Source organism: Sphingomonas sp., from assembly GCF_050725575.1.
In the GTDB taxonomy this organism is placed as follows: domain Bacteria; phylum Pseudomonadota; class Alphaproteobacteria; order Sphingomonadales; family Sphingomonadaceae; genus Sphingomonas.
In genome coordinates this window covers 100,002-116,187 of record NZ_JBOHHW010000001.1, presented here as the reverse complement: position 1 = coordinate 116,187, position 16,186 = coordinate 100,002, and the positions used below count along the sequence as shown (strand labels likewise).

General features: G+C 63.6%; 16 protein-coding genes. 6 read left to right on the top strand and 10 right to left on the bottom strand.

The features are described from left to right. The first annotated feature begins 1 nt into the window (after window position 1). The 4 genes from ACRECS_RS00485 to ACRECS_RS00470 are packed head-to-tail and all read left to right on the top strand — an operon-like array spanning window position 2 to window position 2,865. Window positions 2-331: a hypothetical protein gene (locus ACRECS_RS00485; protein WP_431580988.1), complete on the top strand. Its 330-nt coding sequence runs from the start codon at window positions 2-4 to the stop codon at window positions 329-331. A 43-nt stretch (window positions 332-374) separates the two neighbouring features. After that, the gene (locus tag ACRECS_RS00480; protein ID WP_431580987.1) at window positions 375-1,058 is read left to right on the top strand and encodes an isochorismatase family protein; all 684 of its coding nucleotides are present in this window, start codon (window positions 375-377) and stop codon (window positions 1,056-1,058) included. Then, complete coding sequence (locus tag ACRECS_RS00475; RefSeq protein WP_431580986.1) at window positions 1,058-1,948, top strand: polysaccharide deacetylase family protein; 891 nt, start codon at window positions 1,058-1,060, stop codon at window positions 1,946-1,948. Before ACRECS_RS00480 ends, ACRECS_RS00475 begins: the two co-directional genes overlap by 1 nt. Further along, window positions 1,945-2,865 (top strand): polysaccharide deacetylase family protein, encoded by a 921-nt coding sequence (locus ACRECS_RS00470; RefSeq protein WP_431580985.1) that lies wholly within the window; start codon window positions 1,945-1,947, stop codon window positions 2,863-2,865. The genes ACRECS_RS00475 and ACRECS_RS00470 overlap by 4 nt, the downstream gene beginning before the upstream one ends. A gap of 269 nt (window positions 2,866-3,134) precedes the next feature. Here ACRECS_RS00470 and ACRECS_RS00465 read toward each other — a convergent pair whose 3' ends face one another. The 10 genes from ACRECS_RS00465 to ACRECS_RS00420 form a co-directional block, all read right to left on the bottom strand. Then, a complete protein-coding gene (locus tag ACRECS_RS00465) occupies window positions 3,135-3,683 on the bottom strand; it encodes a molybdenum cofactor guanylyltransferase (RefSeq protein ID WP_431580984.1) in 549 nt (182 codons plus the stop codon). Continuing rightward, on the bottom strand, window positions 3,680-4,471 hold the full coding sequence (gene fdhD, locus ACRECS_RS00460; protein ID WP_431580983.1) for a formate dehydrogenase accessory sulfurtransferase FdhD: 792 nt from the start codon (window positions 4,469-4,471) through the stop codon (window positions 3,680-3,682). The genes ACRECS_RS00465 and fdhD overlap by 4 nt, the downstream gene beginning before the upstream one ends. Further along, a complete protein-coding gene (locus tag ACRECS_RS00455; protein ID WP_431580982.1) occupies window positions 4,468-4,707 on the bottom strand; it encodes a formate dehydrogenase subunit delta in 240 nt (79 codons plus the stop codon). The genes fdhD and ACRECS_RS00455 overlap by 4 nt, the downstream gene beginning before the upstream one ends. After that, a complete protein-coding gene (gene fdhF / locus ACRECS_RS00450) occupies window positions 4,704-7,547 on the bottom strand; it encodes a formate dehydrogenase subunit alpha (RefSeq protein WP_431580981.1) in 2,844 nt (947 codons plus the stop codon). The genes ACRECS_RS00455 and fdhF overlap by 4 nt, the downstream gene beginning before the upstream one ends. A 4-nt stretch (window positions 7,548-7,551) precedes the next feature. Beyond that, window positions 7,552-9,042, bottom strand: a complete 1,491-nt coding sequence (locus ACRECS_RS00445) for an NADH-ubiquinone oxidoreductase-F iron-sulfur binding region domain-containing protein (RefSeq protein WP_431580980.1) — start codon at window positions 9,040-9,042, stop codon at window positions 7,552-7,554. Then, a complete protein-coding gene (locus ACRECS_RS00440) occupies window positions 9,039-9,512 on the bottom strand; it encodes a formate dehydrogenase subunit gamma (RefSeq protein WP_431580979.1) in 474 nt (157 codons plus the stop codon). The genes ACRECS_RS00445 and ACRECS_RS00440 overlap by 4 nt, the downstream gene beginning before the upstream one ends. A 112-nt stretch (window positions 9,513-9,624) precedes the next feature. Further along, a complete protein-coding gene (locus ACRECS_RS00435; protein WP_431580978.1) occupies window positions 9,625-10,530 on the bottom strand; it encodes a LysR family transcriptional regulator in 906 nt (301 codons plus the stop codon). Between the two features lie 376 nt (window positions 10,531-10,906). After that, window positions 10,907-11,896, bottom strand: coding sequence for a transglutaminase family protein (locus ACRECS_RS00430; RefSeq protein ID WP_431580977.1), 990 nt, complete (start codon window positions 11,894-11,896; stop codon window positions 10,907-10,909). 41 nt (window positions 11,897-11,937) lie between these two features. Beyond that, window positions 11,938-12,330: a hypothetical protein gene (locus ACRECS_RS00425; protein ID WP_431580976.1), complete on the bottom strand. Its 393-nt coding sequence runs from the start codon at window positions 12,328-12,330 to the stop codon at window positions 11,938-11,940. A gap of 13 nt (window positions 12,331-12,343) precedes the next feature. Further along, window positions 12,344-13,057 carry an RHS repeat-associated core domain-containing protein gene (locus ACRECS_RS00420; RefSeq protein WP_431580975.1) on the bottom strand — a complete coding sequence of 238 codons (714 nt, stop codon included), beginning with the start codon at window positions 13,055-13,057 and terminating at the stop codon, window positions 12,344-12,346. A gap of 1,022 nt (window positions 13,058-14,079) precedes the next feature. Here ACRECS_RS00420 and ACRECS_RS00415 point away from each other — a divergent pair. Both ACRECS_RS00415 and ACRECS_RS00410 read left to right on the top strand, forming a co-directional pair. Then, window positions 14,080-15,237, top strand: coding sequence for a GNAT family N-acetyltransferase (locus ACRECS_RS00415; protein WP_431580974.1), 1,158 nt, complete (start codon window positions 14,080-14,082; stop codon window positions 15,235-15,237). Window positions 15,238-15,261: 24 nt separating this feature from the next. Further along, entirely contained in the window at window positions 15,262-16,185 is a 924-nt protein-coding gene (locus ACRECS_RS00410; protein WP_431580973.1) for a JmjC domain-containing protein, read from the top strand. Window position 16,186: the final 1 nt, after the last annotated feature.

The window sequence follows — 16,186 nt, the reverse complement described above, 5'->3', positions numbered from 1 at the left end:
GATGGTCACGGCCGCTGATGCGATCCTCGCCCTGGTTGATTCCGCGCGGGGCACGCGGCCGCAAAGCCTTGACGACCGTGAAGTCGAGGAAGTGCTCAACATCGCGCTCGCCTTGCTGGTCGAGCTGTCGGTGTCGAACGACCGGATCGACCGGCTGGAGCGGATCGTCGCCGCGCAGGGCGGGATCACCACCGAGACGCTGCGCGACATTCGCTATGACGGCGCGGAAGCGGACGAGCGCCAGCAGGCGATGGAGGCGCTGCTCGCCCGTGTGCTGCGCATCCTGATCGATCCGCGCGTGCCGACCGATGGACGGCCGGCGCGGGGCTGAGGCCCCCGGGGTATTTCTGGCGTGACGTGACGAAGGACGACAAATGGCGGATGTGATCGGAACCCGGATGATCGACGACGGGCGGACCGCGCGCGACATCTTCGAGGAAGTGATGGCCAATCCCGCGCGCCGCAAATTCGGCTTTGGCGAGAAACTGGCGATCGTGAATGTCGATTTCCAGCAGGCCTATACCGCGATCGACAAGTTCGCCACTGCCTATGAAACCGACCCGCAGCAGATCGATTATGTGAACCGGATCTCGGCGCTGGCGCGCGCCAAGGGCATGCCGGTGATCTGGAGCCATGTCGCCTATATGGACAATGCCGCGGACGCCGGCGTGTGGGGCACGCGCACCAACACGCCGGATTCGCTGCAGAACATCAAATATGACAGCGAGCGCCACGCCTTCGACCCGCGCTGCGCAATCGATCCGGCCGATATGGTGTTCACCAAGCGCATGCCGTCGGCCTTTTTCGAAACGCCGCTCGCCAGCTATCTGGTCTGGCACAAGGTCGACACTGTGGTGGTGACCGGCGGATCGACCTCGGGCTGCGTCCGCGCGACCGCAGTGGAGTCGCTCAGCCATGGCTATCGCACGATCGTGCCGATCGAGACCTGCGCGGACAAGCATGCCAGCTATCACTTCGCCAATCTGACTGACCTGCAGCTCAAATATGCCGATGTCGAACCGGTCCAGGCGGTGATCGACTGGCTGGAGGCGCGGTGATGCAGGAGGGTGCCGCCGATCCCGGCCTGTATGATTTCTCGCGCTATCGCGACCGGCCGAAGATCGTCTGGCCGGGCGGCAAGACCGTCGCGGTCTGGGTCGCGCCCAATCTCGAATATTATGAGATCGACCCGCCGGCCAATCCGTTGCGCAAGAGCTGGACCAGGCCGCATCCCGATGTGGTCGGCTATAGCCACCGTGACCATTCCAACCGCGTATCGCACTGGCGCATGGCAGAGGCGATGAGCCGGCACGGCTTTCCCGGCTCAGTCTCGCTCTCGGTCGCTTTGTGCCAGCATCATCCCGAGGTGGTCGAGGACGGCGCGAAGCGCGGCTGGGAATTCTTCAGTCACGGCATCTACAACACCCGCTATACTTACGGCATGGACGAAGCGCAGGAGCGCGCGATCATCGAGGATTCGATCGCGACCGTGCAGGCCGCGACCGGCCAGCGCATCCGCGGCTGGCTCGCACCCGCGCTGACGCATACGCCGCGCACGCTCGACCTGATCGCCGAATATGGCCTGGATTATACCTGCGACCTTTATCACGACGACCAGGTGCAGCCGGTCAAGGTGAAGAGCGGGCGGCTCGCCTCGATCCCGTACAGCCTGGAGGTCAACGACCATTATGGCTTCTTCGTCTATAATATGAGCCCGCGTGACTATGCCGATACGCTGATCCGCCAGTTCGATCGCCTCGCTGCCGAAGGCGAACGATCGGGCACGGTGATGTGCATCCCCCTGCACGCCTATCTGATCGGTCAGCCGCACCGGATCGGGCCGTTCGAACGCGTGCTCGAACATATCGCCGCGGACGGCCGTGCCTGGATCGCGCGCGCCGGCGAGATCGTCGATGCGTGGCGCGCTCAGACGGGGGACGCGGCATGAGCCTCGACCCGGCCTATCTCACTTATCCGAAACGCCGCCTCGGTTATGACCATGAACTCTATCTCTGGTCGTCGATTTTCGATCGTCCGCCCGTGTCATGGCCGAACGGCAAGACGGTGGCGGTGTGGGTCTGCGTAAGCCTTGAATGGTTTCCGATCACCCCGACCGACACGCCATTCCGCGCGCCCGGCCATATGGTCACGCCCTATCCCGATTACCGCCACTACACCTCGCGCGATTATGGCACCCGGGTCGGGATCTACCGCTTGCTCGAGGCCTTTGCGAAGGCCGGCGTCACGGCATCGATCGCGACCAATGCCGCCATCGCTGAACGCTATCCCGAGCTGATCGCCGACATCATCGCCGCCGGACATGAGATCATCGCGCATTCGACCGACATGAACGGCACGATCGCGACTGGTTTGCCGATCGAGGATGAGCGCGCGCTGATCGCATCCTCGCTCGACACGCTGGAGCGTGTGTCGGGGACCAGGCCACGCGGCTGGCTGTCGATCGCGCGATCACAAAGCTGGAACACCCCGGATCTGCTGCGCGAAGCGGGGCTCGATTACACCTGCGACTGGGTGAATGACGAACTGCCCTATCGCTTCGCCAATGGCCTGATCAACCTGCCGCTCAACCATGAACTGTCGGATCGCCAGATCATCACCGTGCAGCAGCAATCGGCCGACAGCTATGCCGAACAGATGCGCGACGCGTTCGACTGGCTGGCCGGGGAGGGGCGCACCCATGGCGGGCGCCTGCTGCCGCTCCACATCACGCCCTACATCATGGCGCTGCCCTATCGGATCGACGCGTTCGAAGCGCTGCTCCAGGATCTCGCCAGCCGCCCCGAAGCCTGGGTCGCGCCCGGCGATGCGATCGTGAATCAGTGGAACGGCCAGCAGCGCGCCTAACTTGGCAGCACTGTGGCAATAAAGTTTTCCGACCATAAGAAAGAGCGCACCGGTATAAATCCGGCAAGGGATGATATGCCCGATCCTGCGTGATGGTTGAATCGTCGTTGGCAACAGGGCCCGGGAAGCAAGCTCGGGAGATATGTTACACCGGAGCGTACCATATCTCTCTCCGCCATCACTTCGTCGGTGCGCTAATATAATCCGTGATATCAATTGCTTGCGTTAGATTTGTTTCTTGAAGCCGCGGCTTGGCGAGATGACCCCTCTCAGCCCCCCGGAAATGTCCGTGCGAGCAGTGCCAAATCATCCGGCGTGTTGATGTTGGGCAACTCCTCCCCCAGCGACAGCATTGCTGCGCCGGCCTTGGCAGCCCAGCCGCGCATCGATCGCCGCGGATCGCTGGCCAGGAACAGGTCGAGCCGGTCGGCAAGCCCGGCGGGCCACAGGCCGATGATCGGCACCGCCGCGACAAAGCACGGGCACCCCGCCGCCCGCAGCCGTTCGGCGAGATCCGGCGGCAGGACCGGCATGTCGCAGCCGACTGTCATCACCGCGGCATAGCCTCGCGCCCGTGCATGATGCAGCGCGGCGTTGAGCCCGCCAAGCGGGCCGAGCCCGGGCGAGGGCCGGTCGGGTATCGCCACGATGTCGCCCACATCTTCGCGACCGGCCAGCACAAGGTCGTCGACCTGTGGCGCAAGCGCTGCCGCCACGCGGTCGATCAGGCTTTGCCCGGCAAGCAGCGCCACCGCCTTGTCCGATCCGAATCGCTGCGATTGCCCGCCCGCGAGGATTGCGCCGAGCAATCTCGTCACGCCTCATCGCCTTCAACGACGAGCACGGCGTCGGGCCGCGCCAGCACGACCAGCCGGACCCCGGCGGCGCGCGCGCGTTCGACGGCAAGCGTGGTCGGCGCTGAAATGGTCACCAGCATCGGACACCCTGCCAGCGCCGCCTTTTCGACCAACTCATAGGAACAGCGTGACGACAACAGCGCAAAGCCGCCATCCCAGTCCCGGCCGTCACGCGCCATCGCGCCGATCAGCTTGTCGAACGCATTGTGCCGCCCGACATCCTCGCGCACGGCCATGATCGTACCATCCGCCCGGCACTGCGCAGCGGCATGGACCGCGCCGGTTTCGCGATTGAGCGGCTGCAAATCGCGTAAAGATGCCAGCGCCGCGAAGATCGCCGCATCGTCCGCTGTGCTCGTGGTGGTGACGACGGGCAGGGGGCGCAGCGCCTGCTCCAGATTCTCGATCCCGCACAGCCCGCAGGAGGAATCCGACACACGGTGGCGGACCCGGCCCAGCAGGGTTTCGGTGCGCGAGTCCGCCAGGGTGATGCGCAGGATATGACCGGCGGGCGAGGCATGGTGATCGATTGCCAGGATCTCGTCGGCATGCTCGACGAGCCGTTCGCTGAGCGCGAAGCCGGTCGCGAAATCCTCCAGCTCGGCCGGGCTCGCCATCATCACCGCATAGCCGATGCCGTTGAATTCGACCGAGACCGGCGCCTCCACCGCAACCGCGCGCGCTACGTCGTCGCGGCCGCCGGCAGAGGCGATCCGGGCAAAGGCGACCGGCCGGCTGGTGTCGCTCATCCGGCCGCCGCCGTCCCGCCCTTGTCGCGCAGCATCGCGACCGCGCCCCGCGCGACGTGGTTCAGGCCCTCGCCACCCCGGTCGAGATGCGCGACGATCTGCGCGCACATGCGTGGATCCCAAAAATGCCAGAGATGATCCCAGGTCGCCGCCGCCGGGTCCGCACCGCGCTGGTTCTCGAACTCGGTCGCGATCTGGTTGGCCATGCGGATCAGCTTGTCGATCGTCCCGCTCATTCGGCGGCGACCGTTTCGATCCGCCGCGAGAGGCGCGACCGCGCCTCATAGCGTTCCTGCCAGTCGCTCGGGCCATTGGAGCGCCCGACCTGCACCGCCGTCACCTTGTACTCGGGGCAATTGGTCGCCCAGTCCGAATTGTCGGTGGTGATGACATTGGCCTGAGTGCTCGGATGGTGAAAGGTCGTATAGACCACGCCCGGCGCGACGCGGTCAGTGATCAGCGCGCGCAGCGACGTGTCGCCCGCCCGGCTGACCACCTGGACCCAGTCGCCGTCGAGAATACCGCGCTGTTCCGCATCATGCGGGTGGATTTCCAGCCGGTCCTCCTCATGCCAGCGGCTATTCTCGGTGCGGCGGGTCTGCGCGCCGACATTATACTGGCTGAGGATGCGCCCGGTGGTCAGCAGCAGCGGGAAGCGCGGCCCGGTGCGCTCCTCGGTCGCGACATATTCGGTGCGCACGAATTTGCCGCGCCCGCGCGCGAAGCCGCCGATATGCATGACCGGCGTGCCCTCGGGCGCCGCCTCGTTGCACGGCCACTGGATCGACCCGAGCTCATCCAGTCGCGCAAAGGACACACCGGCAAAGGTCGGCGTCACCGCGGCGATCTCGTCCATGATCTCCGACGCATGGCCATAATGCATGTCGCAATCGAGCGCGCGCGCGAGCAATTGCGTGATCTCCCAATCCTCATAGCCATTCTTCGGCTGCATCACCTTGCGCACCAGCTGGATGCGCCGCTCGGCATTGGTGAAGGTGCCGTTCTTCTCGAGAAAGGTCGATCCGGGCAGGAAGACATGCGCGTAATTGGCGGTCTCGTTGAGGAACAGGTCGTGCACCACGACGCATTCCATCGCCGCCAGCCCGGCCGAGACATGCCGCGTGTCCGGGTCCGACTGCAGGATGTCCTCGCCCTGGATGTACAGCGCCTTGAACGTCCCATCGACCGCCGCGTCGAGCATGTTGGGAATGCGCAAGCCCGGCTCATGATCGAGCTCCACGCCCCACAGGTCGCGGAACATGTCGCGCGCGGCATCGTCGGAGACATGGCGATAGCCCGACAGCTCGTGCGGGAAACTGCCCATGTCGCACGCGCCCTGGACATTATTCTGCCCGCGCAGCGGATTCACCCCGACGCCGTCGCGCCCGAGATTGCCGGTCACCATGGCAAGGTTGGCAATGGCGAGCACGGTGGTCGACCCCTGGCTATGCTCGGTCACGCCAAGGCCATAATAGATCGCGCCATTGCCGCCGGTCGCATAGAGCCGCGCCGCCGCGCGCAGGTTCGCGGCCGGCACCTGAGTCATCAGCTCGGTCGCCTCCGGGCTGTGGCGCGGATCGGCGACGAACTCGGCCCAGTCCTCGAATTCCGACCAGTCGCAGCGCTCGCGCACGAATGCTTCGTTGACCAGCCCCTCGGTGACGATGACATGCGCCATCGCGGTCAGCACCGCGACATTGGTGCCGGGACGCAGCGCCAGATGCTCGGCCGCCTCGACATGCGGCGAGCGCACGATATCGGTGCGGCGTGGATCGATCACGATCAGCTGCGCGCCCTGACGCAAGCGACGCTTGAGCCGGCTGGCGAACACCGGATGCCCGTCGGTCGGGTTGGCACCGATGATCACCACCACATCGGCCGCCATCACGCTGTCGAAATCCTGCGTGCCGGCCGAGGTGCCGAACGCGGTCTTCAACCCATAGCCGGTCGGCGAGTGACAGACGCGCGCGCAGGTATCGACATTGTTGTTGCCGAACCCGGCACGGACCAGCTTCTGGACCAGGAACGTCTCTTCATTGGTGCAGCGGCTCGAGGTGATGCCGCCGATCGCGCGCTTGCCATAGTGGTTCCGGATGCGGCGGAATTCCGCGGCGGTATGCGCGATCGCCTCGTCCCAGCTTACTTCGCGCCAGGGATCGTCGATCGAGGCGCGGATCATCGGATTGAGGATGCGCTCCTGGTGATTGGCATAGCCCCAGGCGAAGCGCCCCTTGACGCAGCTATGCCCGCGATTGGCCTTGCCTTCCTTCCACGGCACCATCCGCACCAGCTCCTCGCCGCGCATCTCGGCGCGGAAGGTGCAGCCAACGCCGCAATAGGCGCAGGTGGTGATGACCGATCGGTCGGGCGTACCGATTTCGACCACTTTCTTCTCGATCAGGGTCGCGGTCGGACAGGCCTGGACGCAGGCGCCGCACGACACGCATTCGCTGGAGAAGAAATCCTCCCCCTGGCTCGCCGCGACCTTGCTGCCGAACCCCATGCCCTCGATGGTCAGCGCGAACGTGCCCTGCACTTCGTCGCACGCCCGTACGCAGCGCGAGCAGACAATGCATTTCGACGGATCGAAATCGAAATAGGGGTTGGATGTGTCCTTGGCCTGGCCAAGATGGCTCGCGCCGGCATCGCCATAGCGCACATCGCGCAGGCCGACCGCGCCGGCCTGGTCCTGCAGCTCGCAATCGCCATTGGCGGCGCAGGTCAGGCAATCGAGCGGGTGATCGGAGATATACAGCTCCATCACCCCGCGGCGCAGTTTCTTGAGCTTCTCGGTCTGGGTCCGCACCACCATGTTCGGGCTGACCGGCGTGGTGCAGGAGGCGGGATAGCCCGCCCGGCCCTCCACTTCGACCAGGCACAGCCGGCATGATCCGAACGCCTCCAGGCTGTCGGTCGCGCACAGCTTGGGGATGCTCGTCCCCATCTGCGCAGCGGCACGCATCACTGATGTGCCTTCGGGCACGCTGACCGGCTGCCCGTCGATGGTGATCGTCACCATCGCCGCGCCGGGGGCGGTGGGCTTGGTGCCCAGGTCGATTTCGCCGCGCCACGCCATGACTTTACTCCGCCGCCACGGGCAGCGCCGTCGCGCCACCGAAATCTTCCGGGAAATGATCCAGCGCGCTCAGCACCGGATAGGGCGCGAAGCCGCCCAATGCGCACAGCGACCCGAACTTCATCGTGTCGCACAGGTCGCGCAAGATCTCGATATTGTCGTCGATCCGATCGCCGGCGATGATCCGGTCGACCGTCTCCACCCCGCGCGTCGATCCGATCCGGCACGGCGTGCATTTGCCGCAGCTTTCGACCGCGCAGAATTCCATCGCGAAGCGCGCCATCTTCGCCATGTCGACACTGTCGTCGAACACCGTGATCCCGGCATGGCCGATCAGCCCGCCGGCTGTGGCAAAGCTTTCATAATCGAACGGCAGATGAAACATCGCCGGCGGGAAATAAGCACCAAGCGGCCCGCCGACCTGCACCGCGCGCACCGGCCGACCGCTCTCGGTCCCGCCGCCAATTTCCTCGACCAGCTCGCCCAGCGTGATGCCGAACCCGATTTCGTACAGCCCGCCATTGCGGGCATTGCCGGCCAGCTGCACCGGCATGGTGCCGCGCGACCGGCCGAAACCGACCGCGGCATAGGCCTCGGCGCCATGGGCCAGGATGAACGGCACCGCGGCGAGGCTCAGCACATTGTTGATCACGGTCGGCTTGCCGAACAGCCCGGCGATCGCCGGCAGCGGCGGCTTGGCGCGCACCTGGCCGCGCTTGCCCTCGATCGAATCGAGCAAGGCGGTTTCCTCGCCGCAGACATAGGCGCCCGCGCCGACCCGCACCTCCAGCGTGAAGGGCGCGACCTGCGCCGCCGACCGCGCGATCGCCTCGCGCATCACCGCCACGGCAAAGGGATATTCGGAGCGGATATAGACATAGCCATGGCCCGCGCCGACCGCATGGGCGGCGATCGCCATGCCCTCGATCAGGCCATAGGGATCGCCCTCCATCAGCATCCGGTCGGCAAAGGTGCCGCTGTCGCCCTCGTCGGCATTGCACACGATGAATTTCTCCGCGCCCCGCGTATCGAGCACGGTCTGCCACTTGATCCCGGTCGGGAACCCCGCGCCGCCCCGGCCGCGCAGTCCGCTGTCCCGGACCATCGCCACCACCGCCGCGGGCGACAGCGCGCGGGCGGCGGCAAGCCCGGCCCAGCCGCCATGCGCGGCATAATCGTCGAGATCGAGCGGATCGATCACCCCGCAGCGCGAGAAAGTGAAGCGCTGCTGCGACACGAAAAAGGGCAGGTCGGCGACCTTGCCGATCCGGTTGGCATGGCTCCCGTCCAGTACGGCGCCAACCTCATCCGGCGCGACCGGGCCATAGCCGATACGCCCGTCCGGCGTATCCACCTCGACCAGAGGCTCGATCCGGAACAGGCCATGGCTGCCGGTGCGGACCACTTCGGCACCGGCCCGCACGAACGCCTCGGCGACCTCGTCCGCGCCGAGCGCGACCGAGGCCATGTCGCGGCTGATGAAAACCCGGCTCATCCCGCCACCTGTACGGCGAGCCGCTCGAGCCGCGCGCCGTCGATCCGCGACACCGGCACGCCATCGACCAGCGCATTGGGCCCGGTCGCGCACAGCCCCAGGCAATAGACCGGCTCCAGCGTCACCCGGCCATCGGCGCTGGTCGTGCCCATCGCCACGCCGAGCCGCTCGACCGCCGCGCGCTCGATCGCCCGCCCGCCGCGCGCCTGGCAGCTTTCGGCGCGGCACAATTTGATGACATGGCGCCCGGCCGGCTGGCGGCGGAAATCATGATAGAAGGTGACCACGCCGTGCACATCGGCGCGGCTCAGGTTCAGCGCCTCGGCGACATGCGGCACCAGCGCATCGTCGATATGGCCGAACTCCTCCTGCAATGCATGGAGCAGCGGCAACAGCACACCGCGCCCATCCGCCACGCCGGCCATGAAGCGGCCGATCGCCTCGCGATACGCAACCGCTTCCGCCGTCAATATCGGGGCCGGCCGCTCACTCTCTCTCGTCCTGCGCATATCGGGCGAAGATAGGCCCCGCTCGAGGCGTCAGGTCAAATCGACTGACTTCATGGTTGATAGAGAGTCTCTATCAACGCTCGCGATAGCCGCGCGGCAGCTTGATGGCATTGGCGGCGGCAAGTGCTGCCTGGGCAAGCTGGCTCGACGGCCGCCGGTCGAGCACCACCAGCCCGACCCGGCTCGCCGGGAACGGTTCGGCAAAGGGCAGCACTCGCGCCCAGCTGTCGGTCGGGATCAATGCGGTATAGCCCTTGGGCACCACCGTCGCGAACCCGCCTGCCTCGACCATCGCCAGCAAGGCGACATAGGAATCCGCCGTCGCGCCGGGATGCACCGCAAAGCCGCGTGCGGCGAGATGGGCGTCGAAGATGCGCCGGTTCTGCATCCCTTCATGCAGCAGGCAAAGCGGCTGGGCGAGCACCTCCGGCCACGCGACCGTGCGGTGACAATCAAAGCCGCTGCCGGTCCGCGCCACGAACACCGCGCGCTCGGCATAAAGCGGCACGGCAATCACCTGGGTCGGAGGCTCATGATCGAGATAGGTCAGCCCGGCATCAAGCTCGAACGCCCCCAGCGCCTGTTCGATCTCGCGCGAGGTCAGCGATCGCACCGACACGGTCAGCTCGGGATTGGCGGCGCGCAGCGCACGGGTGAAATGCCCGACCATCGGCATCGACGCCGGGATCGCACCCAGCCTCAGCGCCCCATGCAACGGCCCGCGTGCCGTCTCGGCCGCCTGTTCCAGCCCGTCGATCATCGCAATCGCCTGCTGCGCCCAGGGCAAGGCCGCGCGCCCTTCGTCGGTTAGTCCGATATAACGCCGGTCGCGTTCGACCAGCCGCTTGCCGAGTTGCTCCTCCAGTGCGGCCAGTCCGGCGGAGAGAGTGGGTTGGGTGACGTTGCAGGATGCCGCGGCGCGCGCGAAATGCCCCTCCCGGGCGAGTGCGACGAAATATTCCAGGAGGCGGAGTTGCACGGTGGGCTCGGGGTTTGCGGAGTTATAGGGGCACTCTATCACGGGAGTGTCGATTGTGGCCAGGAGGCACGTCTGCACCACCTATGCTGCGCCCTAACGGCGGTAAGCGTGTCCGCCGCAAATGCATGGGCTCCGACCTGTTACCCCATAGGTTCGCAACGCAAGGAGCAGGTCATGGCCAAGGATCAGACAATCAAGCAGCAGGTTCTCCGAATATGGTCGGAGGCCATCGAGCAAGACCCTGAAAGTGGCGGCCAGCGACTGCTGTTGATGCGCATGGATATGGGGAAAGCGGGTGAGCACCTGATAGTGGTCGCCCGCTGTCGCACGGTCGGTGGAGAAGCCAACAGGAGGCTTGCGCCATCGCCTGCTAAGCCTATTTCACCGGCTCCCGCCAACCCAACGCTTCGGCATCCTTGAATGCCTTTTCGTTCGCTGCCGCGAGCATTTGGTAGCGAGGACGAAGCGTTGAGGGGATCAGGGCAGGGTTGGGATATTTGTCGATAAACTCGACTTGCAACTGCCCCGCAAATGCGCTGCCCTTTTTGACCATCGTGTAGGCGTCGCGTGGCAGAATGGCCAGGATCACATCGGCAATCTCGATTGCTTCCTGATAGCGGTGTTCGTCGAGCAGGTAATCCATTACCGTGGTTGCCATTTCAGCGATCGTTTCGCGCTTGGTGAGCGTCCGCATATAAACGCCGCTCTCGATTGCCCGATCAGTCATCGGCAAATTCTCGCGATACCACTCGGCGCGCGCCTCATGTCCACCGCTGGTCGCCTCAAGGTTGTGGTCCATGCCGCTCGAATCCGTGTAGCGGATGAAGAGGTGCAGCGGTGCGGTTGCGAGGTGGACGTTCAACCCGATCTTGTCGGCAACGATCAGGAATAGCGTCGGCATCGAGACGCAGTTGCCCTTACGCGTCTGGATATAGGTCGAGAGCAGGCGGTTTTTGACATGTCTCCCGAGCGGATCGTCAAGATCGTAGCTGAACGCCCGATTGTAGTTCCATGCCCCAGCGACGTAGATCGCCTGGCGCGTCGCTGAGAGCTTGTAGGAGTCGTTCGGCTTGGGGCCGGCCATCTGGCGGGCAGCATCGACCAGCCTCGCGACAATCGCATTTGTCGCGGCGACATTGCTGTCCTTGTCGACTAGCCGGTCAAAAGTGGTCGCTGCTTCGAGATAATCGAGGCGAGATTCCGGCGCATCGAGCATTCGGCGTACTTCGACCGTCAAATTGCGAGATATGGGGCTGGCGTCAGCTTCGCCGTCGAACGTGGCTAATACCGTTGTGATAAAGGCAATGGCGAAAAGCTTAGAGACGATCGCACGCAAACGAAATGTAGATAAAACAAGTACAATCAAGGCAGTTTGCCAACGAGTTAGGGGCGGCATGCAGGAATAATTCAGTTAAATTGGTATTTTCCAATATAACGCACCATGATTGTGTCTCTCACCTCGGAGCCAGTGCTCTTTCTGAGCAAGCCGGTTATTTGCATTTCTATGGGGTTTCCGCCGCGAACTGAATCGAGCTGAATTTTATCAAGAAGAGGAGAGTATTGCTTTGTGAAAAGATTGCTATCCGAAAAATCAATCGAAAATGAGCGATCAGGGCATGATTTAATGGTTGCGACACTGCCATGTTGATCAGACACCACTAAAATATCTATGTTTATTAAATCGGAATTGCCTTCGTATGTGGAGGAACATACGGTTGGATGAGTAGTATTAATCTGGCTGGCGTGGGCACAGGCTACGGTGACGAATGGCAATGCACTAACGATTGCAATGTATCTCATGAATTGCCCCAAGTTACATGCACGTTGGATGCTGAGAACCCTTGCAGGCAGCATTAACTGAGTTGATCGCATTGTTTAGGATTCTGGTAGCTCTATCCGCACCAAACGCTGTTGCTTGAGTGGAATCGTAGACACCAAGAGCTCTGCTCGTAGCTTCTTGGGTTGTATAACCGCCTACTTCGTTGCTTAGGCGATCCGCGCGATCAGTCATAGAGCGCATGTGATCCGGATTAGCTTCATGTCCGATGGTAGTTGCGCCGAACTTAGTCGGATCATTGGCCGTCATTCCCGCCAATTTCTCTAATGTCGGAGTATAAACGGTCATTGTGGACGTACTAGGGTCCATTGTTGCGCTTACAGAAGGATTACTTTTGTTGACTCCACCTTCTGCAATAGTAACCCCCTTCACCCCGGGCTCGCCGATTTTCTGCAATGATCCATCTATTGCTTTGTAATCTGGAGTGTTTGGTTTGAAGCTGTCTCTAGCGGAAATAAGGCTTTGGCGGTAGCTTTCGAACTTAGTACAATCGTTCCCAACTGCACATTCATATAGCCCTGTCGGATCCTTCCCATTTGTGGGGTCATTATTCACATAGGCGTAGAGATTGACCTGATCTTTGTATCCCACAGGATCGACCTGCAAAAAACGTGCATTTACTGCGCCGTTGCCAAAGCACGCGCCGATCACAGCCGTCGCTGTCGCGATCATCCAACGAGTCTGCATCATCCCTTAGCCCCCGGTTAAGTTGTAAGTTGCACACGCAAAGCCAGATACGTCAATCGCCGGTCGCTTCGATTTGGTTTGAAATTGCTATGGGAATGCTGCTCAATCAGGGCATGGGGCAAAAATATGGGAGAGCAATCGCTCGCAGGGCAAAATCTCCATCGAGCGATTTCCGGACCATCGGGGTGGCCTTGAGAGAAAATATTCGTTTGATACCGCCGATACCTACACGGTTACCTAGGCAGAGAACGGGCACAGTAAGTCGAGCGGCATTCTGATCGTAAGATATTGATATTTTTATTAAATAGAGTGGGCGTACTGGGGTTCGAACCCAGGACCCGCTGATTAAGAGTCAGCTGCCGCTGTCAACAGAGTTGGAGCGCGAGTTACCCTCAATCTGCCTACTGATTCAACTTCATCATCACCCATGACAGTGTCTTCTAGACCGACCGTAATCGTACCAATCCCGCTCTTTGACATGATGAAGATCAACCACTCACCTCCCTGTTCCAACGGAAACAGCGAGCACTCGCTCCCTGTTATCTCCGAAAATCTCCCTGATAATCGATAACAGGGAGATCGACGATCAAGTCTATGAAAAACATCCAGAAATTTCCCGGAAATCTCCAACATAACAGGGAGAAAAACCGCCAAAAAATTACCTCGGCAAATTAACAGGGAGAACAGGGAGGTGCCCCACCTCCGCCACCCGCATATACTCCCCCGAGCACCACATCCCGCCACACAACAGCGCAACCACCTCGCCACCCCTGCTCCGGCGAAAATCGACCCCAGTTATCCGGAACAAGGGGCGCTCCTAACTCATTGTAATCAAACCAGAATCTCATTCCATAAATCCATCATAACAGGGGTCGTCGTTTTTTCCGGATGATCAGGGGTAAAACAGCGGCGAACACCGGCGCCCACTTCCGTTCACCCGATGTAAGACCTTTCCCGTCATACCTCCGCCATGTCCGGCGCGCCCGGGCCGGATGGAGAGTGACGGTGACACCTGGATCGCGCCCGTGCGTACCGAACTGATCGCGGGCGATCCGGCACCCGGCGTCGCGGAGGCCTGGGCGGCGCTGGCGGAGGCGGCCGGCACGGCCAATATCTTCTACGAACCCTGGGTCGCGGGGCCGTCGCTGCTCTTGCCCGAATCCGGCGGGCTGATGCTGCTGCTTGGCTGGACTGACCTGCCCGACGGGTCGGCGCGGCTCGATGCGGTGTTGCCGTTGCAGCGGCGCACGGCGCTGAATGGCCGGGTGCGCACCGTGCTGCAGAATTGGGAGCAGCGCGTGCGTGCGCTGGGCGAGCCGCTGATCCGCGCCGGGGAAGAGGCGGCGTTCTGGCGCTCGGCGCTCGGCACGCTGCGCGCCGCGCGCGGCAATGGCCTGTATCTGCGGCTCTCCGCGCTGATCGCCGACAGCGCCTCGACCGCGGCGCTGCAAGCCGAGCTCGCGGCGCGCGGGCTGCCCTGCGACGTCACCCGGGCGCATGCCCGCGCCGTGCTGCGCAAGGGGCTGAGCGCCGAGGACTATATCGCCACCCATATCCGCAAGAAGGTGGTGAAGGAGCATCGCCGGCTGCGCAATCGCCTCGCCGAACGTGGCGCGGCGACGGTCGACCTGCTCGCCGCCGATAGTGATCCCGGCCCCTGGATCGACGATCTGTTCCGGCTGGAAATGTCGGGCTGGAAGGGGCGGGACGGCGTGGCCGCCGCCGCCAATGCTGATACCGAACGCTGCTTCCGCGCCATCCTGGTCGAGGCGCACCGGCGCGGGCGGCTTGAGTTCCACCGCCTGCGCGTCGGCGACGATGTGCTGAGCCTGCTCGCGGTGATCACCGCCGGGGGCACCGCCTTCCAGCTCAAGATTGCCTATGACGAGGCCTATGGCGCGTTCTCGCCCGGCGTGCTGCTTGAAATGGCCTATCTCGATCATGCGCTGGCGCCGGGCGGTCCCGACCTGGTCGACAGCTGCGCGCGCGCCGGTCATCCGATGATCGACCGGATCTGGGTCGACCGCCTGCCGGTGGTGTCGCTGGCGGTGCCGTTCGACCGCTGGAGCTCGCGGCTGGCGGTGCGGGCGCAGCGGCTGGCGCGTCGCGTCAGGGCGCGCGCCAAGGCTCGCGCACAGCCGCCCGGTACGCTAGATCGGTCCGAAATGGACACAGATCCTTAACCACGTCCAGTTTAGGCAGTGTTCATGTCGGTCGCTCAGCTCGTCAATCAATGGGATACCACCAACCAGTGGGTCGCGCCGGACGGGCTCGCCGCGTTCGCATCCGCCTATCCCGGCAAGCCGGTCGGGGTGCAGCATCTGCTCCACGGCCATCCGCAGTTCGCGCTCGATGCGCTGGCCGATCTCGCCGCGCGGCTCCCCGCCAGCCATGTCGAGCATAGCCGCGGCGACCTGGCGATCGACCAGGACCCGGACGGCGTCACCCGCGCGGCGCTGCCGGTCGATGAGATCGTCCGCACCATTGCCGATAATGGCTGCTGGATGGTGCTGAAGAAGGTCGATGAGGACCCCGATTATGCCGAGCTGATCGATGCCTGCCTGGCGGAGATCGATCCCGTCGTCCGCCCGCGCACCGGCGCGAACATGCGGCGCGAGGCGTTCATCTTCCTGTCCTCGCCCAATTCGGTCACGCCCTATCATATGGACCCGGAGCACAACATCCTGTTCCAGGTCGCCGGCTTCAAGACGATGCGCGTCTTCTCCGCCGACCGCTTCACCCTTGTGCCGCAGGAGCATCAGGAGGCGTTCCACCGTGCCGGCGGGCATCGCAACATGCGCTTCGATCCCGCGTTCGACGCGTACGGCATCGATTTCGTGCTGGCGCCCGGCGATGCGGTCTACGTCCCGGTCAAGGCGCCGCACTGGGTGCGCAACGGGCCGATGCCGTCGATCTCGTTCAGCGTCACCTGGCGCTCGCGGTCGAGCGACAATGACGCCCGGCTGCACCGCGTCAATCACCGCCTGCGCAAGCTTGGCATCAATCCGGGCTGTCCGGGCGATGCACCGCGGCTCGATGCGGCCAAGGTTGCCGCGCACCATGTGGTGAAGGGCGTGACGCGCACCTTGCGCACTCTGATGGGCAAGAAGACCGCGCGCGCCGCTTATTGAG

What these genes read in the sequence shown, in the direction of transcription:
- ACRECS_RS00485 (WP_431580988.1), top strand. Translation starts at nt 2, where the DNA reads ATGGTCACGGCCGCTGATGCGATCCTCGCCCTGGTTGATTCCGCGCGG.
- ACRECS_RS00480 (WP_431580987.1), top strand. Translation starts at nt 375, where the DNA reads ATGGCGGATGTGATCGGAACCCGGATGATCGACGACGGGCGGACCGCG.
- ACRECS_RS00475 (WP_431580986.1), top strand. Translation starts at nt 1,058, where the DNA reads ATGCAGGAGGGTGCCGCCGATCCCGGCCTGTATGATTTCTCGCGCTAT.
- ACRECS_RS00470 (WP_431580985.1), top strand. Translation starts at nt 1,945, where the DNA reads ATGAGCCTCGACCCGGCCTATCTCACTTATCCGAAACGCCGCCTCGGT.
- fdhD (WP_431580983.1), bottom strand. Translation starts at nt 4,471, where the DNA reads ATGAGCGACACCAGCCGGCCGGTCGCCTTTGCCCGGATCGCCTCTGCC.
- ACRECS_RS00455 (WP_431580982.1), bottom strand. Translation starts at nt 4,707, where the DNA reads ATGAGCGGGACGATCGACAAGCTGATCCGCATGGCCAACCAGATCGCG.
- fdhF (WP_431580981.1), bottom strand. Translation starts at nt 7,547, where the DNA reads ATGGCGTGGCGCGGCGAAATCGACCTGGGCACCAAGCCCACCGCCCCC.
- ACRECS_RS00445 (WP_431580980.1), bottom strand. Translation starts at nt 9,042, where the DNA reads ATGAGCCGGGTTTTCATCAGCCGCGACATGGCCTCGGTCGCGCTCGGC.
- ACRECS_RS00425 (WP_431580976.1), bottom strand. Translation starts at nt 12,330, where the DNA reads ATGAGATACATTGCAATCGTTAGTGCATTGCCATTCGTCACCGTAGCC.
- ACRECS_RS00420 (WP_431580975.1), bottom strand. Translation starts at nt 13,057, where the DNA reads ATGATGCAGACTCGTTGGATGATCGCGACAGCGACGGCTGTGATCGGC.
- ACRECS_RS00410 (WP_431580973.1), top strand. Translation starts at nt 15,262, where the DNA reads ATGTCGGTCGCTCAGCTCGTCAATCAATGGGATACCACCAACCAGTGG.